This is a genomic window from Roseicyclus salinarum, from assembly GCF_029624655.1.
Taxonomy (GTDB): domain Bacteria; phylum Pseudomonadota; class Alphaproteobacteria; order Rhodobacterales; family Rhodobacteraceae; genus Roseibacterium; species Roseibacterium salinarum.
Genome location: NZ_JARRSA010000023.1, coordinates 1 through 24,065 on the forward strand (window position 1 = coordinate 1; position 24,065 = coordinate 24,065).

General features: G+C 65.2%; 21 protein-coding genes. 15 read left to right on the forward strand and 6 right to left on the reverse strand.

Annotation, left to right across the window (positions count from 1 at the left end; genetic code table 11):
- The 4 genes from P6F26_RS14250 to P6F26_RS14265 form a co-directional block, all read right to left on the reverse strand.
- The coding region (locus tag P6F26_RS14250) for a hypothetical protein (protein WP_278029364.1) at nucleotides 1–997 on the reverse strand (997 nt) is incomplete at its 3' end.
- A gap of 36 nt (nucleotides 998–1,033) precedes the next feature.
- Nucleotides 1,034–1,645, reverse strand: coding sequence for a polysaccharide biosynthesis/export family protein (locus tag P6F26_RS14255; protein ID WP_278029365.1), 612 nt, complete (start codon nucleotides 1,643–1,645; stop codon nucleotides 1,034–1,036).
- 130 nt (nucleotides 1,646–1,775) lie between these two features.
- The gene (locus P6F26_RS14260; RefSeq protein WP_278029366.1) at nucleotides 1,776–4,265 is read right to left on the reverse strand and encodes a tetratricopeptide repeat protein; all 2,490 of its coding nucleotides are present in this window, start codon (nucleotides 4,263–4,265) and stop codon (nucleotides 1,776–1,778) included.
- Between the two features lie 129 nt (nucleotides 4,266–4,394).
- Nucleotides 4,395–5,039, reverse strand: a complete 645-nt coding sequence (locus tag P6F26_RS14265; RefSeq protein ID WP_347403046.1) for a sugar transferase — start codon at nucleotides 5,037–5,039, stop codon at nucleotides 4,395–4,397.
- Nucleotides 5,040–5,699: 660 nt separating this feature from the next.
- On the opposite strand from P6F26_RS14265, the gene P6F26_RS14270 reads away from it, so the two are divergent.
- Genes P6F26_RS14270 through P6F26_RS14280 form a run of 3 tightly spaced genes read left to right on the forward strand, consistent with a single transcriptional unit; the run spans nucleotide 5,700 to nucleotide 8,968 of the window.
- Nucleotides 5,700–6,557, forward strand: coding sequence for an ExeA family protein (locus tag P6F26_RS14270; RefSeq protein WP_278029368.1), 858 nt, complete (start codon nucleotides 5,700–5,702; stop codon nucleotides 6,555–6,557).
- Nucleotides 6,554–8,110, forward strand: a complete 1,557-nt coding sequence (locus tag P6F26_RS14275; RefSeq protein WP_278029369.1) for a GumC family protein — start codon at nucleotides 6,554–6,556, stop codon at nucleotides 8,108–8,110. The genes P6F26_RS14270 and P6F26_RS14275 overlap by 4 nt, the downstream gene beginning before the upstream one ends.
- Before the next feature lie 24 nt (nucleotides 8,111–8,134).
- Nucleotides 8,135–8,968: a CpsD/CapB family tyrosine-protein kinase gene (locus P6F26_RS14280; protein WP_278029370.1), complete on the forward strand. Its 834-nt coding sequence runs from the start codon at nucleotides 8,135–8,137 to the stop codon at nucleotides 8,966–8,968.
- Nucleotides 8,969–9,091: 123 nt separating this feature from the next.
- On the opposite strand, the gene P6F26_RS14285 is transcribed toward P6F26_RS14280, so the two are convergent.
- Entirely contained in the window at nucleotides 9,092–9,670 is a 579-nt protein-coding gene (locus P6F26_RS14285) for an SIS domain-containing protein (protein WP_278029371.1), read from the reverse strand.
- A gap of 300 nt (nucleotides 9,671–9,970) precedes the next feature.
- On the opposite strand from P6F26_RS14285, the gene P6F26_RS14290 reads away from it, so the two are divergent.
- The 11 genes from P6F26_RS14290 (at nucleotide 9,971) to P6F26_RS14340 (ending at nucleotide 20,994) form a co-directional block, all read left to right on the forward strand.
- The gene (locus P6F26_RS14290) at nucleotides 9,971–11,140 is read left to right on the forward strand and encodes a Gfo/Idh/MocA family protein (protein WP_278029372.1); all 1,170 of its coding nucleotides are present in this window, start codon (nucleotides 9,971–9,973) and stop codon (nucleotides 11,138–11,140) included.
- On the forward strand, nucleotides 11,140–12,156 hold the full coding sequence (locus tag P6F26_RS14295) for an NAD-dependent epimerase/dehydratase family protein (RefSeq protein WP_278029373.1): 1,017 nt from the start codon (nucleotides 11,140–11,142) through the stop codon (nucleotides 12,154–12,156). The genes P6F26_RS14290 and P6F26_RS14295 overlap by 1 nt, the downstream gene beginning before the upstream one ends.
- A gap of 256 nt (nucleotides 12,157–12,412) precedes the next feature.
- The gene (locus P6F26_RS14300; protein WP_278029374.1) at nucleotides 12,413–13,633 is read left to right on the forward strand and encodes a glycosyltransferase; all 1,221 of its coding nucleotides are present in this window, start codon (nucleotides 12,413–12,415) and stop codon (nucleotides 13,631–13,633) included.
- Nucleotides 13,630–14,616 (forward strand): GHMP family kinase ATP-binding protein, encoded by a 987-nt coding sequence (locus tag P6F26_RS14305; protein ID WP_278029375.1) that lies wholly within the window; start codon nucleotides 13,630–13,632, stop codon nucleotides 14,614–14,616. Before P6F26_RS14300 ends, P6F26_RS14305 begins: the two co-directional genes overlap by 4 nt.
- A 19-nt stretch (nucleotides 14,617–14,635) precedes the next feature.
- A complete protein-coding gene (locus P6F26_RS14310) occupies nucleotides 14,636–15,757 on the forward strand; it encodes an NAD-dependent epimerase/dehydratase family protein (protein WP_278029376.1) in 1,122 nt (373 codons plus the stop codon).
- Between the two features lie 4 nt (nucleotides 15,758–15,761).
- A complete protein-coding gene (locus P6F26_RS14315) occupies nucleotides 15,762–16,484 on the forward strand; it encodes a nucleotidyltransferase family protein (RefSeq protein WP_278029377.1) in 723 nt (240 codons plus the stop codon).
- A complete protein-coding gene (locus tag P6F26_RS14320) occupies nucleotides 16,481–17,053 on the forward strand; it encodes a D-glycero-alpha-D-manno-heptose-1,7-bisphosphate 7-phosphatase (protein ID WP_278029378.1) in 573 nt (190 codons plus the stop codon). The genes P6F26_RS14315 and P6F26_RS14320 overlap by 4 nt, the downstream gene beginning before the upstream one ends.
- Nucleotides 17,050–18,039 carry a UDP-glucose 4-epimerase GalE gene (gene galE, locus P6F26_RS14325; RefSeq protein WP_278029379.1) on the forward strand — a complete coding sequence of 330 codons (990 nt, stop codon included), beginning with the start codon at nucleotides 17,050–17,052 and terminating at the stop codon, nucleotides 18,037–18,039. Before P6F26_RS14320 ends, galE begins: the two co-directional genes overlap by 4 nt.
- Complete coding sequence (locus tag P6F26_RS14330) at nucleotides 18,036–18,923, forward strand: sulfotransferase (RefSeq protein WP_278029380.1); 888 nt, start codon at nucleotides 18,036–18,038, stop codon at nucleotides 18,921–18,923. The genes galE and P6F26_RS14330 overlap by 4 nt, the downstream gene beginning before the upstream one ends.
- 135 nt (nucleotides 18,924–19,058) lie before the next feature.
- Entirely contained in the window at nucleotides 19,059–19,853 is a 795-nt protein-coding gene (locus tag P6F26_RS14335; protein WP_278029381.1) for a class I SAM-dependent methyltransferase, read from the forward strand.
- Between the two features lie 130 nt (nucleotides 19,854–19,983).
- Nucleotides 19,984–20,994 carry a sulfotransferase family protein gene (locus tag P6F26_RS14340; RefSeq protein WP_278029382.1) on the forward strand — a complete coding sequence of 337 codons (1,011 nt, stop codon included), beginning with the start codon at nucleotides 19,984–19,986 and terminating at the stop codon, nucleotides 20,992–20,994.
- 837 nt (nucleotides 20,995–21,831) lie between these two features.
- On the opposite strand, the gene P6F26_RS14345 is transcribed toward P6F26_RS14340, so the two are convergent.
- The gene (locus P6F26_RS14345) at nucleotides 21,832–22,755 is read right to left on the reverse strand and encodes a glycosyltransferase family 2 protein (protein ID WP_278029383.1); all 924 of its coding nucleotides are present in this window, start codon (nucleotides 22,753–22,755) and stop codon (nucleotides 21,832–21,834) included.
- 408 nt (nucleotides 22,756–23,163) lie between these two features.
- Between P6F26_RS14345 and P6F26_RS14350 the strand changes: the two genes are divergently transcribed.
- Nucleotides 23,164–23,916 carry a VPLPA-CTERM sorting domain-containing protein gene (locus P6F26_RS14350; RefSeq protein ID WP_278029384.1) on the forward strand — a complete coding sequence of 251 codons (753 nt, stop codon included), beginning with the start codon at nucleotides 23,164–23,166 and terminating at the stop codon, nucleotides 23,914–23,916.
- The last annotated feature ends 149 nt before the right edge of the window (nucleotides 23,917–24,065 follow it).

Here is a 24,065-nt window from a genome sequence, read left to right on the forward strand (position 1 = left end):
CGTTCGGGAACGAGACGAAGCCCAGCGACCAGCCCAGTTCGCTGCCATTGGCCAACTCCCGGCTCCGGAAGAGGCTTAGGCTGTCCTCGGTGCCGATGTCCGAGACATCGCGGGCCAGCGACAGCCCGAGCGTGCCGTCCCGGAACTGCCGGGTCAGCGACAGCGTGTACTCCGCCCCGTCCTCCTCGGTCACCACGCGCCCCCCCGGCCCGTCCTCCTCGGTCTCGGTCAGCGAATGGCTCAGTTCGACGCTGGCCGACCAGAGCTGATCGATCAGGATATCGCCGCCGATACCGAAGCTGGTCGTCCGGGTTTCGGTCTGCAGCAGGTCGTCCTCCTGCGTCACCCGGTAGCTGGCGTCACTGCGCAGGGTGATGCGCGGGTCGACATCGAAGCGCAGTGTCGTGCCGATCCGCCAGCTGGTCAGGTCGTTCAGGTCCGGATCGGAGGTTCCCGAATAGGTCCGGTCGGTATAGGAAAACTGGGTGTCCGTCCCAAACCGCGCATCCCGTCCCGTCACGAGCCCGGCCTTGATGCCGAGGGCCTCCAGCGTTCCGTCGTCGTCGATCAGGTCGATGAGTTCCAGCGTGACCGGGTCGATCACGTCCAGGGCGCCCTCGACATCCCGGGTGCTGTAGGACAGGCCCACGTCGAAGGCGGTCGACCGGTTCTCGCGGGAATAGTCCACGGCGAGCCCTGGGCGTTCGAAGTCGAGACGCCCGCCCTGAAGCGCCAGGCGACCGTCCGCGGAGATGCTGAAGCTCTGCGTGCGGGTGACGCTGCTCAGGTCGAAACTCAGTCCCGTCGTGAAATCGCTTTCGTCCTCGTCGGGATCGTTGTCGGTATAGCTGCCGTTGAACGACAGGCTGAAGCTGGCAAGGGTGCCTTCCTGCCCCCTGGCCTGAACGCCGAGGGCCAGCAAGGCGGCCGCAGAGACCATCCCGGTGACCATGCCGGGAAGCCTTTTGCGGGTTGCCTGTATGTCTTTATCGTTCATTCGACCAGCCTGAGCCTGCCTAGGCGGCCCGGAGGCCTATTCGAAAAGCCGTCTCTCCGGCACCAGGATCACGTCGCCCTCGATCAGCGTGATGTCCTGGCTCAGTCGGCCGCCGTTGGCGAGCGCGCGATAGTCGATCTCGGAGACATATTGCTGGCCCGTATGCGGATCGGTGCGACGCAGCTGGACACGGCGCTGCGCGGCGAAGGGGGTGAAGCCACCGGAGAAGGACAGCGCCTGCAGGAACGACGTTCCCGGCGGGATCGCCGTCGGTCCGGGGCTGTTCACCTCGCCGAGGAAATAGATGTCGATGGTGCGCGGCGCGGCCACGCCACCGCCGGTCGCGACCGCGCGCGGCTGCACCTGGCGGACGGTCACGAAGACGTTCGGCTCGGCCGCGAAGTTGGCGGCGATGCCCTGGGTGACGGCAGCATCGACCTGCTCGATCGTCAGTCCTCCGGCCTGCAGGCTGCCTGCGAACGGAAAGCTGAAGCTGCCGTCCGGCAGGACGAGCACTTCGCGGTTGAGCGACGGATCCTCGAGAACCTCGATGGCCAGGACGTCGCCGGGACTGATGCGATAGCCGTTCTGCGCCCAGGCTGCCGTGCCGAGGAACACGCACGCGATCGCCAGAAATACCTGTTTCATCGGTTCATCCCGTCGTTTGTTTGCCCGCTTTATGAGCGTCATGGTGGCCCGAGAAAAGCCGGTTCTCCGCGGGAGGGCCGGATTTTGGGCATTTGTCGCGCCAACATCACATCCCCGGAGGCCGGACGGCCTACTGGCCGCTTTCGTCATCAGCCTCGGGCTCCGCCTGCAACGTGGCCTCCAGCCGGTCGATTTCGGCGCGGGCCGTGTCGAACTGTTCGCGCGCATCCTCGGGACCCGCCAGTTCCACCGCACGGCGCAACTGTTCCAAGGCCTCCCCGTTACGCTCGAGAGCCGCATAGGTCATGCCGAGGTGGAACTGCACCAGCGGATCCTCCGCCAGCGCTGCCGCGGCCGGCTCCAGATGGTCCAGAGCTTCCTGGTAGTCCCCCTGCCGATAGGCGATCCAGCCATAGGTATCCTGGAACGGGGCGAAATCCGAGCCTCGCAGGCGGCGGGCGATCGTGTAGGCGCGCTCCAGGTTTTCGGCATCCGTGCGGTAGGTGCTGATCAGGCTGGCGAGGTTGTTGGCGATCACCGGCTGGTTCGGCGCGCGCTCGTACATCATCTCGTAGAGCGCGATGGCGCCCTCGTAGTCGCCCTGCCGCTCGCGGAACGAGGCCTGTGCCCAGAGCAGGTTCAGCCCTTCCGGCAGGGCCGCCAAGCCGTCCTCAAGCGCAGCCTCAGCGCCCTCGATATCGCCCTGGCCGTAAAGGGTCCGGATCAGGCCGATCCAGAGCTGCTCCACATCGGGCCGCTCTTCGAGAAGTGCGCGATAGGCCGCGGCGGCCTCCGCGTAGCGTCCGATGCCGGACCAGACAGTCGCCTGCACGAAACGCAGGGTGAAGTCCTCGGGATTGTCGGCCAGCAAGCTGTCGAGATAGGTCAGCGCGCCATCGGTATCGCCGGTGGCAAGGCGGGCCCGGACCACGGCGATCTCGGCCGCGAGATCCTGTCCGCCGCCCTGGCTGGCAAGCTGTTCGAGGAAGGCGACGGCATCTTCCATGTCGCCCTGTGCAGCCAGACGGCTCGCCTGGAGACCGGCGGCTATGCGTGTTGCTTCCGCGGTCTCCTGCCGCCGCAGGGTCTCCTCGACCTGCTCGGCACGGCCCCAGTCCTCCATCGCGATGTAAAGCTCTCCGAGGGAAGACAGCAGCTGCAGGTTTCCGGGCGCCAGGCGCAGCGCCGAGATCAGGACCTCTTCGGCCGGCAGGTATCGTTCTTCGGACGCGAGCAGGTCGGCATAGCGGATGCTGATGTCGGGCGCCGCGTTCGAGGCCTCGACAGCCAGCGCGAGGAATTCGCGCGCTAGGTTCCGGTCGCCGTTCCGGGCATGGGCCTGTGCGGTCAGGGTCAGCGCCTGCACGTCGTCGGGGCTGTTGTCGAGCGCGGTGCGCAGAAGCGTGATCGCCTCGCGCGTCTGGTCCTCCTCGATCAACCAGGCCGCCTTCATTTTGAGCGCGTCGATCTGGCCTGCGTCGGCGGCGAGAACCTCCTCGACGAGGGCGCGCGCACCAACCTGATTGCCTGTGGCCATCAGCATGCGCGCGAGGGCGACGCGCAGCCTGCCGTCGACCTCGACGGGAAGTTCGCCGGCAAGCGTTGCCTCCATCTCCGCGATGCCTGCATCGCGCTCGCCCTGATCGAACCGAATGCCCGCCCGAAGCGCGCGGAAAGCCGCGGCATCTGCCGGATCCTCGATGCCGGCAAGGATGGTATCGATCTGTTCCAATGCAGCCTCCGGCCCCTCCTGCTGGAGGACAAGCTGCACCAGCGCTGTCTTCGCGTCGCGTTGTTGTTCCGGCTCCTCGGCGGTCGCTGCGAATTCCCGCAGGAATTCGCGTGCCGCGTTCTGCTCGCCGCGCGCCACATAGAAGCGAAGAAGCGTTCCGGGCAGTTCGCTGTCGTTGGGGAAACGGGCGATCATGTCGCGCAGCTGCTGCTCCAACTCGTCCGCGCGCTCGAGCTGCGCCAGGACAGCGAGCCGGGTATTGTGGAGGCGGCGGTCGTCCGGAGACTGCGCGAGGGCGATGCCGATTTCGGAGAGGACACGTTCGAATTCACCGTCACGCAGGGCGGAATCGATGACGATCGCACGCAGAAGCATGTTCTGCGGGGTCTCATCGAGAAGCGCCCGGGCGTCATCGGCCACCGCACGGCGGGTGGGTTCGTCCTCTGCCTCGATCGCGTCCGCGTAGGAGAGGTTCATGGAAATGACCGAAAGCGCCGGGTCGCCAGGGGCAAGTTCGATCGCACGTTCGCCGTGACGCCTGGCTTCTTCCCAGTTCTGGGTCGCGATGGCCATTTCCGCCAGTGCTATGCGCGCGGGCAAATCATCGGGATACTGCTCGGCAAGTCGAAGGTACTGGCTGTAGGAACGCTGGAAATCGCCAGTATCGCGCAGCATCTGCGCAAAGCGGGCGCGGGCCTCACGGTGCTGACCGTTGTTCTCGAAGACATTGCGGAACTCGACCGAGGCCCTGTCGAAATCACCTTCCTCGATCAGCCGCAGGGCGTTCTGGTAGTGCTCTTCGGCGCGTTCCTCGCCCGATTGGCAAGCCGCGAGCAGGAGGGCGACCCCGCATACAAGGATCAGACGGGTGGCGGTGGATCGGAACATCAAGACTTTCCCGGCAAGATAGGCCTCACGTGGAGACAGTTGTATCACTGATCAAGAAATGAGCAAAAAGAATGGCCTCCGGCGGGTGCGCTGGAGGCCTCTTCGTGGATCAACGGTTCGCGAGCGGTCTCAGTAGCCCGTGCCGCGAAGGACCACGCCGATCGTCCGCCAGATCACGGCGACATCGGTTCGAAGTGACATCGCGTTGAAATAGGCGTTGTCATAGCGGGCCCGGCCGGCGAAACGGCAGTGGTTACGGTTGGAAATCTGCCAGAAGCCCGTAAGTCCCGGCCGCATGTCGTAGTACCGCTGTCCCGGATAGAGCGACTTCTGGTTCACCATCATCGGACGCGGGCCGACGAGGCTCATGTCGCCAACAAGCACATTGACCAGTTGCGGCAACTCGTCGAGCGAGATCTTGCGGATGAAGCGCCCCGTATCCGTGATGCGCGGGTCGTTCTTGAGCTTCTGGGTGGCGTTCCACTCGGCGCGCGCGGCCGGGTTCTGGCGCAGGTAGACATCGAGAACGGCGTCGGCGTCATGCACCATCGACCGCAGCTTCAGGATCCGGAAGACCCGGCCATTCCGGCCGATCCGCGGCTGCGTGTAGAACGGGTTGTGGCCGTCGCGCGCCACGATCAGCGCCGTGACCAGGATGATCGGCAGCCAGAATGGGAGTGTCGCGAGCACCAGCAGCACATCGACGAGCCGCTTCAGGCCGGCGCGATAGAGGACGGTGCGGACAGCCGCGCGGGGCGCGACAGTATTGACCACCGTTACCTTGGAAACAGGCAGGCGGTCGGCAAAAGGGTGATCCAAAAGAGCCATCTAGAAGCATCCCCCGCGTGGAACGCGAATGTTTACAAGAATTGTAAGGTCGTAAGGTCTTCTTTGACGAAGCCTGACAGCCCGGCAGCGAGCAGCGTGGTTAATGTGTTATGCACAATGCTATACGCCAAACTATAGGCCAAGACAGGTCACGAGTCTGCAAGAAATCCGCCGCGATCTTGCCCCAAAAAGGCCCAAAATCATAAATTATATATATTTATCAAAACACTAATCTGTGTTCTCTTGCCTGTTCGATGCCGGGCCCTCCCCTGGCGGCGCTCAAACAGGCAGTACAACGCCGGTACATTGACCCATGCACGCCTCAACAGTGCCGCAGTTCACGCTGACACTGTCGGCTGCGCAGCAACAATTTTTCGATCCCACGATTCGCTCAGCATGACACCCCAAGCCCCAGTCATCGCTGCGTGCCTGCCTCTCCCCCGGCAGGGTCGGGGCCGGCGCACGCTTTTGCGGCACCGCGCATGCCGTCGTCGTATCCCCGGGGCATTCATTGCCGCGTGCATACGGTGCCGATCAGACCTATATGGGGGCAGATCGTTTCGAGTGCGTCCGAAGTTTGAGAGAGGGCCGGCCGCGAGGGCCATGATGATGCCAAGCAACAGCTTTTTCACGGAGGCTTTCGGACTTCAGGAGCGGCCCTTCACCCTCCTGCCCGACCCGGATTTCATCTACTGGTCGAAGATGCACCAGCGGGCCTACACCGTGCTGGAATACGGCGTGATGACACGCGCGCCGATCACCGTGATCACCGGCGAGGTCGGCGCGGGCAAGACCACGCTCGTCCAGAAGCTCCTGCAGGAATTCGACGACGACACGGTGGTCGGGCTGATCTCGAACGCCCAGGGAGGGCGCGGCGACCTGCTGCAATGGGCGCTGAACGCGCTCGACGTGCCTAGCGATCCCGGGGCCAACTACGTCGTCAAGCACCAGGCGCTGCAGAACTTCCTGATCGAGAACTACGCCCAGGGCCGCCGCGCGGTCCTGATCATCGACGAGGCGCAGAACGTCTCCCGTGAGGGGCTCGAGGAGCTGCGCATGATGACCAACATCAATTCCGGCAAGGACGAGCTGCTGCAGCTGATCCTCGTCGGCCAGCCCGAGCTTCGGGACATGATCTCGGGCTACGACATGCGCCAGTTCGCGCAGCGGGTGATGGCGAGTTTTCACCTGACGAACATGGATCCCAAGACGACCGAGGCCTATGTCCGCCACCGCCTGCGCCATGCCGGCGGGACGGGCGAGGAATTCACCCGCGGCGCGATCTCGATGATCCACAAGTACAGCGACGGAGTGCCCAGACTGGTCAACAAGTATGCGGATTTCGCCATGGTCTATGCCGCAAGCGCGGATCTCTCGCAGGTTGACGAGATGACGGTCTGCGAGGTCATCGCGGACGGCCTGTTCGTGATCCCCGGCGGGGCACACAAGGATGCGGCGGAATGAATTTCGATCTTAGGTTCTACTGGCGTCTCTTTCTCAGGCGCCTGCCCGCGATGATGGCGATCGTGATCGTCTGCTCGGCGATCGGCGCGGTTGTGGCCATGCGGGCGCCCACCACGTTCCGGACCGAGGCGCGCCTGCTTGTGGAAGACCCTCAGATTCCGGGCGAACTCGCCTCCTCCACCGTACGCACAGAGGCCAGCGCAGCGATCGAGATCATCCGTCAGCGCCTCATGACGCGCGCGAACATGCTCGACATCGCGGACGAATTCGATGTCTTCGTGAACTATTCCGAAACGTCCCCGGATACTGTCGTTAGCCAGATGCAGCAGGCGACCGACATCCGCAGCAGAGGCGGCGGTCGCGGCGGCGAACCGGTCGTGGTGACGGTCAGCTTCAGGGCGCGCAGCGGACAGATCGCGGCGAACGTCGTCAACGAATATGTCACGCGCATCATCAGCGCAAATGTCGAGCTGCGCACCGGTCGCGCCGAGGAAACGCTGGAATTCTTCGAACAGGAGGCGGAGCGCCTCTCGGCGGAACTCGACCTGCAAAGTGCCCGGATCACGCAATTCCAGTCAGAGAATGCCGACGCCCTTCCCGAAGATCAGCCGTTCCGCCTCAGCCGCCTGTCGCTGCTCCAGGAGCGCGTCGCCAGCGCCGAACGGGAACGCGCGACGCTCGAGGACCAGCGGATCCGCATCATCGAGATATTCGACGCGACCGGGGATGTCGCGGCAGCCGGCGGCGTGACGATGTCCCCGCAACAACAGGAACTGCAACGCCTCGAGAGGGAGCTGGCCAATGCATTGCTCGTGTTCTCGGAAGAAAATCCTCAGGTCCGGCTGCTGCAACGGCGCATCGAACAGCTGCGCGGGCAGCTGACCGATGGCGTGGCGGGCTCCGATGATGGCTCCGCCGACAACTCCGATCAGGCCCGCGCCACCGTGCTGGACGTGCAGCTTGCCCAGATCGACAGCCAGATCGCAAATCTGGACACCGTCATAGCCGATGCCCGCGAGGAGATCGCAGATCTCGAGAGCGCTATCACAAGTACGCCGGGGAACGCCATCGTCCTGCGCAGTCTGGAACGGGACTACGAGAACGTGCGCAGCCAGTACGACAGCGCCGTGGCACGTCTTGCGGAAGCCAGCACCGGCGAGCGTATCGAAGTGTCCGCCAGAGGCCAGCGCATCTCGGTGATCGAGGCCGCCAACGTGCCCCGCGAGCCGTCCAGTCCGAACCGGCCCCGCATCGTGGCCATGGGTGTGGCGGTTGGGTTCGGGCTTGCTGGGGCTCTTTTCGCCCTGCTCGAATTCCTGAACGGTTCCATCCGCCGTCCCGCGGAGATCACGAAGGCGCTCGGTATCACGCCGTTGGCGACCATCCCCTTCTTTGAAAGCCCCCGCAGGAAAACGGTGCGCAGGACCGTGCGGATCGTATCGGTCGTGGCGATCCTGATCGGCGTTCCTGCCGCGCTGTGGGCCGTGGACACGTATTTCATGCCGCTTGATCTTCTGGCCAATCGCATTCTGGCGCGGATCGGGATTACCTGATCCGCCATTTCCGAGAGACGCTCAATGGAAAAACTTCAGAAAGCCCTGCAGAAGGCACGAGAGCAGAGAACCGCGCCCGGTTCTGCCAATGGCGCAGTGCAGTCCATCGCGCGTGCTGTCGAGGCCGAAAATCCCACGGGCCTCGACGCGCTTTGGGCCGAGCTCACGCCACACGAGCCGGATCGCGAGCTGCTGGACGAAAACCTGCTGGTCAGTCTAACCGCGGATCAGAAATCCACGCCATTCGATATCCTGCGGACCAAGACTCAGCTTCTGATGCAGAAGAATGGCTGGTCGCGTCTTGGCATCACCTCTGCGACGCCTGGTTGTGGGAAGACCACGTTGGCCTGCAACCTGGCCCTCGGTTTCGCGCGGCAAAGCCAGCTCAGGGTATTGCTGATCGAGTTCGATCTCCGTCGACCGAGCATATCCCGCATGCTGCGCGCCTCGCCACGGCACGACGTCACGGAGATGCTGACGGGAAAGGTTTCCTTCGCCGATCAAGCGCTCCGCATCGGGACCAACGTCGCGGTCTCCATGGCCCAGAGGCCGGTGGACGACCCGACCTCTGTCCTGCTGAACCAGCAGACCCATGCGACGCTCGCACGGATCGAGGAGACCTATGCACCCGATCTGGTCATCTTCGATCTGCCCCCGCTTCTGGTCAGTGATGACACCCGCGCATTTCTGAAGGATGTCGACTGCACCATCCTTGTCGCCAAGGCAGAGGCCACCAGTGTTTCGCAGATCGACGCCTGCGAACGCGAGATCGCCGAGCACAGCAACGTGCTCGGCGTCGTAATCAACCAGTGCCGCCATGCAGACGACGAGAGTTACTACGGTTACTCCTACAGCTGACCTGCCTGGTGGGGTTTGCGCAAAATCCGGCCCGCAAGCCCTCGCGTCCCCGGCGTAGTCAAAGGAGGTGCAGCTTGGGTCATGATCAGGCCCGAGACGGCATGACATGTCCCTCGTCTGACATCATGCGGATGCGCGCATCTTCATGTATTGGGTCAGAACGTGGATCAGGCTTTGGTGCGTGTCCTCGACGATGCCGTAGTTCTCGACCGGCACATGCACCACGTGGCTGGCGATTTCCTTCAGTCGCCCGCCTCTGAACCCCACGAAGGCGATGGTGGGCACGCCCTTCGCGTTCGCGTATTTGCAGGCCTTCACCACGTTCGGAGAATTGCCCGAGGAACTCACGACGAGAAGGGCATCCTGCTCGGTCAGATAGTACTTGAGCTGTTCCGAAAAGACCGCGTCATAGGAAATGTCGTTTCCGAGCGCCGTCAGCATCGGCACGTTCGACGCTAGGGAGATCGTCTTGAGCGGCGTGTGCCCCTCGACATGTGTGCCCTTGGAGCAGTCGCAGACGGTGTGATTGGCGATGGCCGCCGAACCGCCGTTGCCCGCGACCCAGACCGTGCCCCTGGCCTCGGTCACCCGATCGAAGACCTCCAGGACGGCACGCATGGGCCCCTTGTCGAACGCCAGCAGCGTTTCGGCGAAACGCCGATAATAGTCGTTCACGAAGTGCTCGAAGTTTCCTACCGACACGGGTTGTTCTCCATGGTCTTGCGCCAAGAAACGTATAGGCGTGCAATGTGTCCTCATTGCGGTGCCGACCGCCCCGGAAAAACCCGAAGCCTGTCCGGGGCCGCCGTGCTCCGCACGGTAAGGGATCGCAACATGGTTGCAAAATGGAAACCGGGTCGAGTGTCCGCCTCGCCGGCGCATGTGCGGCCGCTTGCGGGGCGGATCTGGTACGTCGGGCTGGTTGCCGCGCCGCCGACGGCTCTTTAGAGAGGAGCCGTTGAGAAAGGCACGACATCTCATGCCTTTGGAGGGCGATGGCCAATGACTAGGATCGCGATGCTTGGCTGCGGCTATGTCGCCAACATGTATCGCCTGACCCTTGGTCTGCATCCGAACCTTATTCTTGCAGGTGTCTTTGACCTCGAACGGTCGCGGTCGGAATGGATGGCCGGGACGACCGGTGCGACGGCCTACCCTTCCTTCGAGGCGCTTCTGGCAGACGACAGCGTTCCGGTAGTCCTGAACCTGACCAATCCAGGGGCGCATTACGAGACGACCGGCGCGCTCCTGCGGGCGGGCAAGCATGTTTATTCCGAGAAACCGCTGGCCATGCGGCTCGACCATGCCAGCGAGCTTGCGGCCCTGTCGCGGGAGACGGGACGGCACCTGGTCTCGGCGCCCTGCACGCTGTTGAACCCGGTGGCCCAGACCCTGTGGAAGCTTCTGAGGGAGGAGGCCGTCGGACCCGTCCGCCTGATCTATGCCGAGATGGAGGACGGGATGGTGCACCGGGCGCCAACCGCGAAGTGGATCAACGAGATGGGCGTCGCCTGGCCGGCGGAGGACGAGTTCCGCAGCGGCTGCACGGTGGAGCATGCGGGCTACGTGCTCAGCTGGCTCTGCGCGATGTTCGGCCCCGTCGAGCGGCTGACCGCGCATTCCGAGGTGCTGGTGCCCGAAAAGCTGCCGGGCGAACGCTTCGCCGCGCCGGACCATTCGGTCGCCACGATGCGCTTCGCCTCGGGCCCGGTCCTGCGCGTGACGAACGGAATCTACGCCGACCATGACCACCGGCTGCGCATCTTCGGCGATGACGGCGTGATCGATGTCGAAGACCCGCGCAGCGACCGGTCCGCCATCCGGCTCAGCCATTACCGCACGGTCCGGCGGAGACGGTTCCTGAGCCGGGGGCGCAAGGTGCCACTGATCGGCGGAAAAGAGACGATTCCGGCCTACAGAGGCTCCCAGACACGTGATTTCTGCCGTGCCATCGCCGATCTCGCCCGCGCGGTCGAGGCCGGTCGCGCGCCTTATACCGGCGCCGAGTACGCGCTGCATCTGTGCGAGGTGACCCTCGCTGCCCATTACGGAACGACCGGTGCAACGGAGGGATCGGACGGGTTCGACGGAGCGCTTGCCAGGATGCCCTACGAGGTGCGGTCGCGGTTCCCGCCGATACCGCCTCTGGTCTCCTCTCCGGGGGCGACCTGATGGGCCGGATCGTGATTACCGGGGCGTCGGGCTTCGTCGGCGGGGAAGCCGTGGGAGCTGCCCTTGCAGCCGGGCACGAGGTGATCGCGATCGGCGGCCGTGCCGAAAGCGACCTCGATACCAACCTGGGCGGCAGTGAATATCATGCACTCGATCTGTCGGCTCCTTCCGCGGTAGAGTTGCTGGCGCCGCTCCTGGAGGGGGCTGATGCGGTGATCCATGCCGCTGCCGCGATGGCGGGGGACGACGACGCCCATGATCGCGGGACGCTTGCCCCGACTCGCGCCGTCCTGGCGGCGATAGCCCGGGCAGCCGCGCCGGTACGCCTGGTGCTCGTGTCGTCCTTCGCGGTCTACGGCTTTGCGGCTGTGCCCGAGGGGACGCTCCTTGCCGAACTGACACCGCTGGAGCCTGAGCCGCACAAGCGGGACGCCTATGCCCGCGCCAAGCTGGCGCAGGAGGAAATGGCGGTGGCTGCGGCGCGGTCAACCAACCTCGACCTGTGGCTGATCCGCCCGGGGGCGATCTACGGGCCGGGCCGGCTCGACACCGCACGGCTCGGTATCAAAGTCGGCGGTCGACGTCTGAGCCCGGGCGGCGATCCCGTCATTCCTGCGGTGGATGTGGCCCGGGTCGGCGCTGCACTGCTGGCCGCCGCGACAGTCACACAACCTCGGGAAGGAACCGTTTCAGGCCCTTTGCGCAACACCGCGGTGGTCATCAATCTCGTGGACACCGACCCGCCCCGGCAAAGCGAGTGGGCTGCGGCGGTGGGCATGAAGACAACGGCACTGCCGAAGCGCCTCATCTTCGGAATGGCAACGGCGCTCGATCTGGCGAGCGACCTTGTTCCCGGCCTCGGCACATGGCTGCCCGGGGGGCTTCTCCCGCCGCGACTGGCGGCCCGGTTCAGGCATCTGCGTTATGGCACGCAGCGTGCCGAGGACATTCTGGGCATATCCCCGGGGGCCGCTTCGGCAGATCGTCTGGCCTGGTATGCAGGACAGCGGACATGAGACGTCTTTTCCCCATGCCGTTGCCATCAGGCCCCGTTCGGAAACCGCGCGGAAAAAGCGGAACGTCTCATGGGGAAAACCAGCCGATGGAGCTGCCCGGATCCGTAGCGGCCCCGGAAAGCCGAAACATCGCCCCATGGGGTTGCACATGATCCCTTGCCGCATGCCATGTTGCGACACGATGCGCATCGCGATCGGGAGCAACTGACACGCCGCCTGAGACGACACCGCTCGAAAGGGAGCGTACGGGACGAAGATGATCCATTACATGACAGTCCAGGGGCTCGCCGCTCCATGGGTGGGCAACGAGCTTCGGGTCGTTGGCCAAAACGGCATCCCCTTCACGCTACATGCCCTGAACCGATCGCCCGAGTTCCATTTCAAGTCGGAAGACTTCGCGCGGATGAGCCGCGAGACGCGGTATATCTACCCGATGTCCGTGATGGACGCCGCGTTGAATATCCTTGCGGCCCCGGCCCGCTTTCGCACGCGGTTCTTCGCCGCCCTCTGGAACGCCCTGACCGGGGAGCGCGAGTCCCTTCGCAACCGCCTGGTCGGGATCGCGCATTTCTTGGTCGCCTGCCATTGGGCCGGGACACTACGAAACGAGAAGGTTTCCCACGTGCACTCGCAATGGATACATTCCGGCGGGACAGTCGCGATGTACGGCACCTGGCTGCTGGACGCGTCCTTCAGCTTCACGGGCCACGCATCCGACCTTTTCCGCGAACGCGCCGCGCTTTCGGACAAGATCCGGAGGGCCGAGTTCATCGTCTGCATCTCGGAATTCCACCGCGGCTTCTTTCTCGAGAACGGCGCGCGGCCGGAGCAGCTCTTCGTCGCGTATTGCGGGATCGACACGACCCACTTCACGCCGCGCCGCCGCCCGCGCGACCGGGCAAGACCCTACCACATCCTCTCTTCTGGCCGACTGGTCGAGAAGAAGGGCTTCGCCGACCTGATCCGCGCCTGCGCGATCCTGCGCGACCGCGGCATCGACTTCCGCTGCACGATCGCCGGCAGCGGTCCGGACGAGGCGGCCTTGCGCGCGCAGATCGAGGCCGCGGGCCTGTCGGAGCTGGTGACGATGACGGGGGAAGCCCTGAAACAGGAGGACATCCCCGACTTCATGGCCACGGGCGATGTCTACACCCTGCCCTGCGTCTGGGCCTCCGACAACGATGTCGACGGCCTGCCCCAGATGCTGATGGAGGCGATGGCCTGCGGCCTTCCGGCCGTCTCCACGCGGCTCGTGGGCATTCCCGACCTCATCCGCGACGGCGAGACGGGGCTTCTGGTAGCCCCGGGCGATCCGCAGGCATTGGCCGGGGCGCTGATGCGGCTGGAAGCGGAGGATGAACTTGCGGATCGCCTTGCGAAGGCAGGATATCGTCATCTGGTGGACAAATTCGATCTCGATAGATGCCTCGAGCCGCTCCTTGAGCGATATCGGGCAAAACTTGAGGCCGCAAAGTGATCATCACCCAGACCCCCTACCGCGTCAGCTTCGCCGGCGGCGGCACCGACCTTCCCGCCTTCTACGAACATGAAGCGGGCGCCGTCCTGTCGGTGGCCGTGAACCACCACATGTACGTCACCGTCTCCCCGCGCTTCGACAAGACGACCCGTGTCGCCTATACCCGCGTCGAGATCGCCGACGGGATCGACAGGATCGAGCACACCATCGCGCGCGAGGCGCTGCGGATGACGGGTCTCGGCGAACACCTCGAGATCACCACCGTGGGCGACGTGCCGGCGGGGACCGGCATGGGATCCTCCTCCTCGCTCGCCGTGGGGATCCTGAACGCGCTTTACGCCTACAAGGGGCAGGTCACCTCGCCCGGCGCGCTGGCCGAGAAGGCCTGCGAGATCGAGATCGACATCCTGAAGAAGCCGATCGGCCGGCAGGACCAGTACGCCGCGGCCTTCGGCGGCGTGAACTACATCCGCTTCAACCCCGACCATTCGGTCGATGTCGAGCCGGTGCCGACGGCGCCCGCGTTCCTCGACCAGCTCGAGCGTCACATCATCCTGCTCTACACCGACCAGCAGCGCGACGCGGACACCATCCTGAAGAAGCAGTCCGAGGGCAGCCGCGACAAGATGAGCGTCCTGCGCGAGATGCGCGATCTGGCCGGAGAGCTGCGGAAAACGATGGGCGGACAGGGGAACCTGGAGGATTTCGGCCGCATCCTGCATCATGGCTGGGAACTGAAGCGCTCGCTCGGCTTCGGCATCTCGAACCAGGGCGTCGACGACTGGTACCGGGCCGCGCGCGCCAACGGCGCGATGGGCGGCAAGCTCCTCGGTGCGGGCGGCGGCGGGTTCCTCCTGATCATGGCGCCGCCCGAGCGGCACGAGGCGATCCGCGAGGCGGTGGGCCGCCCGCGCGAGATCAAGTTCAGCATCGACCGCCGCGGCAGCCGGGTGATCTACATCTCCGACCGCTACACGTTCTGACGAGGGGGACGCGCGACCCATGAGGATCCTGATCACGGGCGGCGCGGGCTTCATCGGCTCGCACACGGCCGATGCGCTGCTGGCGAAGGGGCACGACGTGCGCGTGCTCGACAGCCTCGAGCCGCCGGTGCACAGGGGCGGGGAATGGCCGGCCTATCTCGACCCCGCGATCAAGCGGATGAAGGGCGACGTGCGGGACGAGGCGACGCTCCTGGCCGCGCTCAGGGGGGTCGACGCCGTCTACCACCTTGCCGCCTTCCAGGATTACCTGCCGCAATTCTCGCGCTTCTTCTCGGTCAACGTGACCTCGACGGCGCTGATCTACGAGCTGATCCTGCGGGAAAAGCTGCCGGTGCGGAAGGTGATCGTCGCCTCCAGCCAGGCGACGCTCGGCGAGGGGCTCTATCGCGACGCGACAGGCGCCCGCGTCCTGCCGGGCCTCAGACGCGACGCCGATCTCGCCCACGGCATCTGGGAGATCCAGCCCCAGGGCGACCAGGTCGGGCCGCTCGCCTACCAGCCGACCGACGAGACCGTGGCAAACCCGCAGAACTGCTACGGAACCTCGAAGATCGCGCAGGAGAACGCTGCGCTGAACCTCGGTCGCATGTACGGCATCCCCACGGTCGCGATGCGCTATTCCATCGTGCAGGGGCCGCGCCAAAGTCTCTACAACGCCTATTCGGGCGCCTGCCGCATCTTCTCGCTGTCCTTCCACTTGGGGCGCGAACCGGTGATCTACGAGGACGGCAACCAGGTGCGGGACTTCGTCAACTGGCAGGACGTGGTGGATGCGAACCTCCTCGTGCTGGAGGATTCCCGCGCCGACGGGCAGATGTTCAACGTGGGCGGCGACCGGCCCGTCACCGTGGGCGAATTCGCGCAGGTCGTGGCCGGCGCCTTCGGGCGGAACGATTACACGCCGCGCGCCTCGGGCAAGTATCGCTACGGCGATACGCGGCACATCCTGTCAGACGTGTCGAAGCTCAAGGCGCTCGGCTGGCGGCCCTCGCGGAGCTGCCATGACAGCGTGGCCGCCTACCGCGACTGGATGCAGACCGAGGCGCCCGCCGCCGACATCCTCGAGCAGTCGGACCGGATGATGGCGGCACTCGGCGTGGTGCGCGCGGTCGGGGGTTGAGGCGATGGCGGATGTGAAGGCGCTCCTGCTGGCCGGCGGCCTCGGCACGCGGCTCCGGCCGCTGACCGAGACGGTGCCGAAATGCCTGATCCCCGTGGCGGGCAAGCCGATGCTCGACTACTGGCTCGACGCGTTGGAGGCAGCGGGGATCGGCGAGGCTCTTCTGAACACCCACCACCTGCGCGATGCGGTGAAGGCCTGGATCGACGCGGCGAACGCGTCCCGCGACGTGCAGGTCACCGAAGCCTACGAACCCGAACTTCTGGGATCGGCTGGAACGGTCACCGCGAACCGGGGCTGGGCGGATGACGCGGAGGCGATCCTCGTGATCTATGCCGACAACCTGTCGACCATTGATCTGTCGACCTTCCTCGCCTTCCACCGGTCCCACGACGATCCCATGAGCATGGCCCTGTTCCACGCGCCGAACCCGAAGGCCTGCGGAATCGCCACGCTGGACGTCGCGGGCGTAATAACCGCTTTCACGGAAAAACCGGATACACCCCAGAGCGACCTCGCCAATGCCGGGCTCTACGTGCTCGATGCGGCAGCCTGGCGCGAGATCGCCGACATGGGCGCCTTCGACTTCGGCTTCGACGTGCTGCCGCGCTTCGTCGGCCGGATGCGGGGCTATGTGCATCCGGGCTATCACCGCGACGTCGGCACGCCCGCGGCGCTCGCCGCCGCCGAGGCCGATGCCCCTGCCCTCTTCGGAAATACCCCATGAGACCCGCTGCCTTCCTCGACCGGGACGGCACGGTGATCGAGCTCGTCCATCACCTGACCGATCCAGCCGAGGTGCGGCTGGTCCCCGGCGCGGGCGACGCCCTCGCCCGGCTCAACGCTGCCGGCATCGCGGTGGTGATCGTCACCAACCAGTCCGTGATCGGGCGCGGCAAGTTGACCGAGGCGGGGCTGGCCGAGGTGCATGCCGAGATGACCCGGCAGCTCGCAGCCCATGGCGCCCGGCTCGACGCGATCCACCATTGCCCGCTTGCGCCAACAATCAAGGACCCCCGCGTGATCGAGCATCCTGACCGCAAGCCCGGGCCCGGAATGCTTCTGCGCGCGGGCCGGGAGCTGGGCCTCGCCCTGCCCCGCTCGGTCATGGTGGGCGACACGATCTCGGACATGCTGGCGGGGCGCAACGCCGGCGTCGCCGCCACGGTGCTGGTGCGCACCGGCTACGGCGACCGAGTCGCCCTGCCCGATCCAGCTGTGGACCACGTGGCCGCCGATATGGCAGAGGCGGTCCAGATCATCGAAACGACCTGCCTGGCAGAGGACAATCCATGAAGATCCTGATCACCGGCGGCGCGGGTTATGTCGGCAGCGCCTGCCTGCGCCACATGGCGGCCGAGGGCCACGAGGTGCTGGCCTACGACAACCTCGTGATGGGCCATGCCGGGGCCGTCGCGGGCCACGATCTGGTGCAGGGGGACATCGCCGATACTGAGAGGCTCACGGCGGCATTGCGCGATTTCGGCGCCGAGGCGGTGATGCATTTCGCCGCCGCCACCTATGTGGGCGAGTCGGTCGAGAACCCCGACCTGCACTACGGCAACAACATCGGCGGCACGCGGAGCCTTCTGAACGCCATGCGCGCTGCGGGCGTGGACCGGATGCTCTTCTCCTCGACCTGCGCGACCTACGGCATGACCGACAGCCCGACGATGAGCGAAACCACCCCGCAGGAGCCGTTCTCGCCCTATGCCCGCACCAAGCTGGCGGTGGAGTGGATGATCCGCGACTTCGCCCATGCCTACGGGCTCGGCTTCACGATCCTGCGCTACTTCAACGCCGCCGGCGCCGATCCGGACGGCGCCCATGGCGAGGATCACCGCCCCGAGAACCACCTGATCCCGCTGGTCCTGCAGACAGCGCTCGGCCAGCGGGAGAAGATCCTGATCTACGGCGAGGATTATCCCACGCCCGACGGCACCTGCATCCGCGACTACGTCCACACTGCGGATCTCGCCTCGGCGCACCGGCTGGCGATCGAGGCGACCACGCCGCAGACGGCCGCGGTTTTCAACATCGGCACGGGGATCGGCCAGTCGGTGAAGGAGATCATCGCCGCCTGCGAGAAGGTGACGGGCCGCCCGATTCCGCAAGAACTCGCCCCCCGCCGCCCCGGCGACCCGCCCCGGCTCGTGGCTGACCCGGCGAAGCTCAAGACGCAACTCGGCTGGCAACCGCGATACACCGACATCGAGAGGACCATCGCCACGGCCTGGGATTGGCACCAGACGCATCCCGGCGGCTATGGAGCGGCCAGATGAGCGAAAGCGTGTCGAGCCGGACGATGACGCGCCGGGAGCTGGACAGGGCCTTGGCAAGGCATCCCGTTGTCGGCTCCGAACCGAGGCGGGATATCTATGGCCGGCTGGGGGTGCATCCCGACCGCTTCAAATTTCGCAGCCTGCCAATGGAGGCGAAGGTCTGGGCGAAATCCCTGGTGCGCCACGATACGCCCAAGCCCTTCATGATCTACGGGCGCCCCAGGTCCGGCACGACGCTTCTCGTCCGCCTTCTGGACCAGGTTCCTGCCGTGCGCTGCGACGGGGAGTTGCTGCACAATTTCCTCTTCAGTCCCGTCGGGTTCCTGCGTCGACTGCCGAAGCGCGCCGGACCCGGTGTGCAGGCCTACGGCATGAAACTCATCTCCTATCACCTGATGGAGGTTCAAAGGATCCGGCGGCCACTGGCCTTCTTCGATCATATGGGGCGCCACGGCTACAGCGTCATTCACCTCACGCGGAACACCTGGGACCAGACCCTGTCGCTGATGAAGGCCCAGGAGAGCGGTCTCTATTTCAGCAGCAAAACCACAGGAGAGCAGACCCTGCGGCTGGATCCCGGGCGCTTCCTCGACCTGCTGCGTTGGAACAAGAACATGCTGGACTACGAGAAGGCCGTCATGGCGAACGTGGAGCATCTAGGGATCTGCTACGACCGGGACCTAAAGGAAGCGTCCTCTCACCAGCAGACGATCGACAGGTTGTGCGCCCATCTGGGCGTGCCCTCGGCACCCGTCAGTGTTGTCAGTCGCCGGACGGGCGGCGAAGGTGGCTTGCAGAGGGTCGATAACATCGAAGAGCTCGCGGATCGCGTGCGTGGCAGCGATCTCGCGCATCTCGTTCCGGACACGGCGGGTGCCCCATGATCCGGCGGCATCCAAAAGATGGGCGAGCACGTCAGAGAACGGCCGCCGGCCGAGCCCCGGGCGACAGGGTCAGGAAGATGCGCGATCGGGCGCACCCTTCGGAACCATTGCGATTTTGAAAACAGGGATTTGGAGATGACTGTTTCCGAACTTTCAGTGTCCCCCCGCCCCAGGACCCCCGCGGTCTCCCGGGCGGAGTTCGACGCGGTCTACAACGAATGCATCCTGGGCCGGAACTTCGTGGAGGATGTCGATTACTACCACGCGTCGGGCACGCGGTTCTGGCTGTCGTTCCGACACATCGCAGATATCGGCCTGCCGCCCGGCGCGGTGGCCGTCGACATCGGCGGCGGCATCATGGGCGTGCTGCTGTCGCGCCTTCTGCGGTTCGACGTGATCGTGGCAGATGTCAATGAACGCGCCCGGGCCGACATCGAAAGCCTGGGGTTGCGCTTCGCCATCATCGATCTCTTCCGTGACGGCCCACCTCCCGCAAAGGACGTCGACCTCGTGGTCCTGCAGGAAGTGATTGAGCACATTCCCCAGCCTCCCTATCTGGTGATGCGGCGCATTGCCGGAATGCTGAAGCCGGGCGGGCATCTGTTCATCACCACGCCCAACGGGCACCGTTTCCGCAACCTCGTCTACATGGCGCTCGGCAAGGAGATCCTCGGGATCTACCGCTATCCGGAACAAGGCGAGGCCCTGGGTCACCAGCACGAATACACGCGCAAGCAGATGATATGGCAGAGCGAGCGGGCCGGCTTCGAGGTGCAGCGGGCCGAATATGTGCAGGATGGGTGGGCCGGATCCACGCTGAAGGCGCGCGTGGCTTGGATCCTGAGCCGGCCCGTGGGACTGATCGGCTACATGCGGAACAGTCTGTTCTTCACGTTGCGCTATGCTTCCGCCCGGGACCGGTCGAATTGATCACATCAGCGCTGACAGCATACTCACTCCGATGCCGCGATCTGCGCAGTCCGGTCGCCGGCATGTTGCGCGGTCGTCGTCCCGGGACATGCCGGGACCGGCTGGACGGTACGGGAATTGATCCCAGGCCATGAGCGATCGGGAAGCGCCCATAACCACCGGGACGGATGTCGCAAACCCGCATGGTCTGCCGACCTGGGCGCGCACGTCGGCCGGGGTGCAGTTCGCGGACTATCCCGTCCGGCCCGGGGGCCGGATGCCGGACTTCTGCATCATCGGTGCCGCGAAATGCGCCACCACGTCGCTGAACGGCTACCTGTCCCAGCACCCGGCGATCTTCATGAACCCGCTGAAGGAGCCCAACTACTTCTCGACAGATGCTCACCTGGCCCGCGGCGACGAATGGTATATGGGCCAATACGCGGACGCGACCCCGGGGCAGATCTGCGGAGAGGCCTCGACCTCATACACGCGCCATCCCGTTTGCCGCGGCACCGCCGCTCGCATCGCGCGGGCGAACCCGACAATGAAACTCGTCTACATCGTGCGGTCTCCCGTCATCCGGGTTCAATCGGAATGCCTCCAGAAGATGAAGCATGCCAAGCATGTGCAGGGTAACGATCTGACGTCCCTCTCGCTCGACGAGATGCTCGACCTTGCGCAGGATCCGACCTCTTCGGTCTACCTGGCGCCCGTGGCGACCAGCCAGTATCGCGACCAGTTGCGCGAGTACGAGGCCCATTTCCCGCGCGAGCAGATGCACGTCGTCTTCTACGAGGAGTTCGCGGCCCGCCCCCGCGAGGTCGTGGCAGGCATTCTGGACTTCCTCGGGGTGGACTCGGGCGTCCATATCGACATGAGCACCCGGCGTAATCTGACGAGCACGTTCACGCACAGCCTCGCGAAGGAGAGGGCCCTCAAGCCCTTGCGGCGCATACCGGGGTTCCGGACGTTGCGGCAGCTTCTGCCGCGGAAGATGCGTACCGAGCTGCTCGAGACGCTGACAAGCTACGACAGGGAGGAGGACCCCCGACTGTCACCGGAACGCGTCCGGGCGCTGGAGGCGCATTTTGCACCGCATATCGAAGAGCTCGAGACGTGGCTGGGCCGCGATCTTGGTAAGTGGTGGCAGACGAGGTGATGGCCGTCGGGACGCCAGGGTACCGTGCCCACCGGATGCGCCTCAGTCGAACCGAGGCAAGACCTTCCGCCCCGCCCCCGTGGCGGGCCTTTCTGATTCCGGCCCCCTGCCCCCGTGGCAGGGGGCTTTCGTGTTTGGGGGCTGGCCCTGCCCCGTATCGAGGCCGGGGCGCAGGCGGGCCGGAGATCGGCGCGGCGGGAGCGTGGTGCCGGGCGGGGGGCATGGCAGGGGCCGGGCCTGTGACGGGGGCCGATCTGGACGGGCCGCAATCGAGGGGCCGGGCGTGCCAAGCATGGGCCGGGATTGATAGGCATGGGGGCAAGCCTAGCGGGCGGCCCGGGCTGGGGGCTGGCAAGGGCAGGCCCTGGCCCTGGGCGGGGGGCGTCCTGGGGCGGGCCGCCTGGTGGAGGGGCGGACCTGGTGGAGGGGTGGCCCAGGGGGGTGGCCCCCTGCCCTGGCCCCTGGCCCCGGGCGTGGGGCTGATTCGTTTCGGGGGTGCGGTTTGGTGCGGTGGACGGGGGGCCGTGGGCTGGCATGGTTCGCCTGGAGGGGGTGCGGCCGGGTGGCCCTGCAATGGGGCGGCCGGGCGACCGTGTGGCCGTGGTGCGGATTGTGTCGAGATTGGGGCGGGCGACCGGGTGGCCGTCATGCTGCGGTGCAGCGTATTACGGTTGACATGGACAACGGTATGCTGCGGTGCGGCATGGGTCCTTCTGCGGTGCGGCGGGCTTCCGCGGGGGGCGCGGAGCGCGTTATTCGACAGTTTTCGGGGTTACATAGGGGGCATCTGCCCCCCAGTGTAAGTCTATCTAAAATATTGAATTTCAGCCGGACAGTTCAGGACTTGGCTTGGCGCGCCTCGATTTCGGCCACCGCCCGGGCCTTGCCAACACGTAGCGCGCGGCGCTGATAGGCTTGGATAAAACGTACGAGTTCGGCATCGCCGAGTTGTCGATCTCCCCGTGCCCATGCCCCGACATAACCCTGCAGCATGGCAAGACCGCCAAAGAGGTACGGCGGCTCCGCCATCCGGAAAATGCATGTAGCCAGGTAGTAGAGCGGGTCGGAGCCCATGAACCACTGCCCGCGCCCATGGCGCCGACGGCCTTCATAGATCGAGATGTGGCTCGATCCCATCGGGCGCAGATGCTCGAAACGAAGATCAGGATCGTCCCAACTCACCGCGATCCATCCGAGCTGACGCGCCTTATGGCAATCGATTGCATCCCACATGACTTCACGGACGAAGCCGCCAATCGCGGCGAAGCAGTCGCGCCGGTAGAACTTGGTCATGCCCGCCGACATCTCGTCGCCGCGGCGTTCCGAAACGAGCCGGCCGCCGTGCCGCATGTAGGGCTTGCCCGAACAGGTCCCTATGCGCGGTTCGGCCTCCATCCGCATGATCAGTTCCTCGAAATAGCGAGGCGGCAGATCGACATCGAGATCGAGCTTGCAGAGGTAGGGGTAGTTTTCCTGGGCAACGGTGTCGAGCCCCGCATAGAACGCCTCGATGACACCCGGCCCCACGGCTCGGTGGCCGCGGTCGGGCTTGCGGACGACCCTGATCCAGGAATGGCGCGCGGTGTAATCGGAGAGGATATCCGGCGTTGCATCGGTCGAACCGTCATCGACGATCACCCAGAGCGCCGGCGGCAGGCTTTGCCCGATCACGCTGTCGAGCGTACGGCGCATGAACGCGGCCTCGTTCCGGCAGGGAGAGACCAAGAGATACGCGCGGGAAGCAGGCGCCGTGCCGATCATCGTGCGGTTCTGCCCGAGGCCCGCCCTGTGCGCAAGATCGCCGGCTTCCGGCCCGAAGCCTGACAACGACCTGTTAGCATTGCCCGATCGCATCTGCGGAATCCAGCACGCAAGGCACGCGAATCGGCCCGGAACTATCCACGAAAGCACTACAGTCATCCGAAGAAAAATCTGTTGTTTCTGAATGGTGGCCACCGCCAGTGCACGGCTCCTCGGAAAGGCGGCAGAGCGGCGGACGATTTTTGCATTTCACCAGGCTGGCAAGGGAAAATATGGCCCATGGCCGACAAAATTGTGTTGGAAGTGGGGCAAAGGTTAAGGCATAGTAAATTCTGTAGTCAGGCCTTAGGGCCATTGGATCATTGGGTCGCCCGCTGTCTCAGTTGGCCAGTAAGAGGAAGATTTGACATGAAAAGAATGCTCACTGCCGCCGCAGCGGTTGCTGCCTTGGCTGCCCCGGCAGCGGCGACGACCGTCCTCGACTTCACGACCAGTGGTATCGGCACCAGCAACACGACGGGTTTCGCGTTCGGTGGCAACACCTACTCGATCACCGGATCGGGCGCGCTGACGGACGCCACGCATGGCAACAACGTCGGGTGCGTCGGGGAAGGCTGGGATTTCGCCTGTGACGCCACCGGCCGCCGCTTCGACGTCGGTTTCGGGATTGCAGGAACGAACCCGAACGAGGTCGACGATATCAACAACCGGGGCGTCGTCGTCGGCGAGTACGTCGAGGTCACGTTCAAGAGCGTTCTCCGGGTTCTCGGCTTCGCCGGGATGCTGACCTACGACGACAGCATGAATACGGGCGGCACGGAGACCGTGATCCTCGAATATTCGTCGGATGGGGGTCTCACCTTCAATTCGGTCTACGCATCGGCCCTGTTCGACGACAATGATCCGAGTGGCGTCGATGGTGTCGACGACGATCTGTTCTCCACGGTCGGCCTCGCCTTCCGCAAAGACATCAACGTCTTCGCCGATGTCGTGCGCTTCCGGGCAGGCGGCTACTCGCCGTTCGACGACGACAACTCCAACATCACGGCTGCCGGCCTCATCGTTGCTCCGGTCCCCGTACCGGCGGCTCTTCCGCTGATGCTGGCGGGCATGGGCGCATTCGGCTGGGCCGCGCGCCGCAAGAAGCGCATGGCAAGCTGATCGGCTTCCATCGGTTCGCGAAATCGAAAGGCCGGGCTCCTGCCCGGCCTTTCTTTGTCTGGCCAACCGCGCACGAAGCGCGCCGGGATCATGTACGAGTCGTCGACCGGAACTGATCCGGCGACCGCCACAGGCAACCGGGAGAATGC

What these genes read in the sequence shown, in the direction of transcription:
- P6F26_RS14255 (WP_278029365.1), bottom strand. Translation starts at nt 1,645, where the DNA reads ATGAAACAGGTATTTCTGGCGATCGCGTGCGTGTTCCTCGGCACGGCA.
- P6F26_RS14260 (WP_278029366.1), bottom strand. Translation starts at nt 4,265, where the DNA reads ATGTTCCGATCCACCGCCACCCGTCTGATCCTTGTATGCGGGGTCGCC.
- P6F26_RS14270 (WP_278029368.1), top strand. Translation starts at nt 5,700, where the DNA reads ATGATGCCAAGCAACAGCTTTTTCACGGAGGCTTTCGGACTTCAGGAG.
- P6F26_RS14275 (WP_278029369.1), top strand. Translation starts at nt 6,554, where the DNA reads ATGAATTTCGATCTTAGGTTCTACTGGCGTCTCTTTCTCAGGCGCCTG.
- P6F26_RS14280 (WP_278029370.1), top strand. Translation starts at nt 8,135, where the DNA reads ATGGAAAAACTTCAGAAAGCCCTGCAGAAGGCACGAGAGCAGAGAACC.
- P6F26_RS14290 (WP_278029372.1), top strand. Translation starts at nt 9,971, where the DNA reads ATGACTAGGATCGCGATGCTTGGCTGCGGCTATGTCGCCAACATGTAT.
- P6F26_RS14295 (WP_278029373.1), top strand. Translation starts at nt 11,140, where the DNA reads ATGGGCCGGATCGTGATTACCGGGGCGTCGGGCTTCGTCGGCGGGGAA.
- P6F26_RS14300 (WP_278029374.1), top strand. Translation starts at nt 12,413, where the DNA reads ATGATCCATTACATGACAGTCCAGGGGCTCGCCGCTCCATGGGTGGGC.
- P6F26_RS14310 (WP_278029376.1), top strand. Translation starts at nt 14,636, where the DNA reads ATGAGGATCCTGATCACGGGCGGCGCGGGCTTCATCGGCTCGCACACG.
- P6F26_RS14315 (WP_278029377.1), top strand. Translation starts at nt 15,762, where the DNA reads ATGGCGGATGTGAAGGCGCTCCTGCTGGCCGGCGGCCTCGGCACGCGG.
- P6F26_RS14320 (WP_278029378.1), top strand. Translation starts at nt 16,481, where the DNA reads ATGAGACCCGCTGCCTTCCTCGACCGGGACGGCACGGTGATCGAGCTC.
- galE (WP_278029379.1), top strand. Translation starts at nt 17,050, where the DNA reads ATGAAGATCCTGATCACCGGCGGCGCGGGTTATGTCGGCAGCGCCTGC.
- P6F26_RS14330 (WP_278029380.1), top strand. Translation starts at nt 18,036, where the DNA reads ATGAGCGAAAGCGTGTCGAGCCGGACGATGACGCGCCGGGAGCTGGAC.
- P6F26_RS14335 (WP_278029381.1), top strand. Translation starts at nt 19,059, where the DNA reads ATGACTGTTTCCGAACTTTCAGTGTCCCCCCGCCCCAGGACCCCCGCG.
- P6F26_RS14340 (WP_278029382.1), top strand. Translation starts at nt 19,984, where the DNA reads ATGAGCGATCGGGAAGCGCCCATAACCACCGGGACGGATGTCGCAAAC.
- P6F26_RS14345 (WP_278029383.1), bottom strand. Translation starts at nt 22,755, where the DNA reads ATGATCGGCACGGCGCCTGCTTCCCGCGCGTATCTCTTGGTCTCTCCC.
- P6F26_RS14350 (WP_278029384.1), top strand. Translation starts at nt 23,164, where the DNA reads ATGAAAAGAATGCTCACTGCCGCCGCAGCGGTTGCTGCCTTGGCTGCC.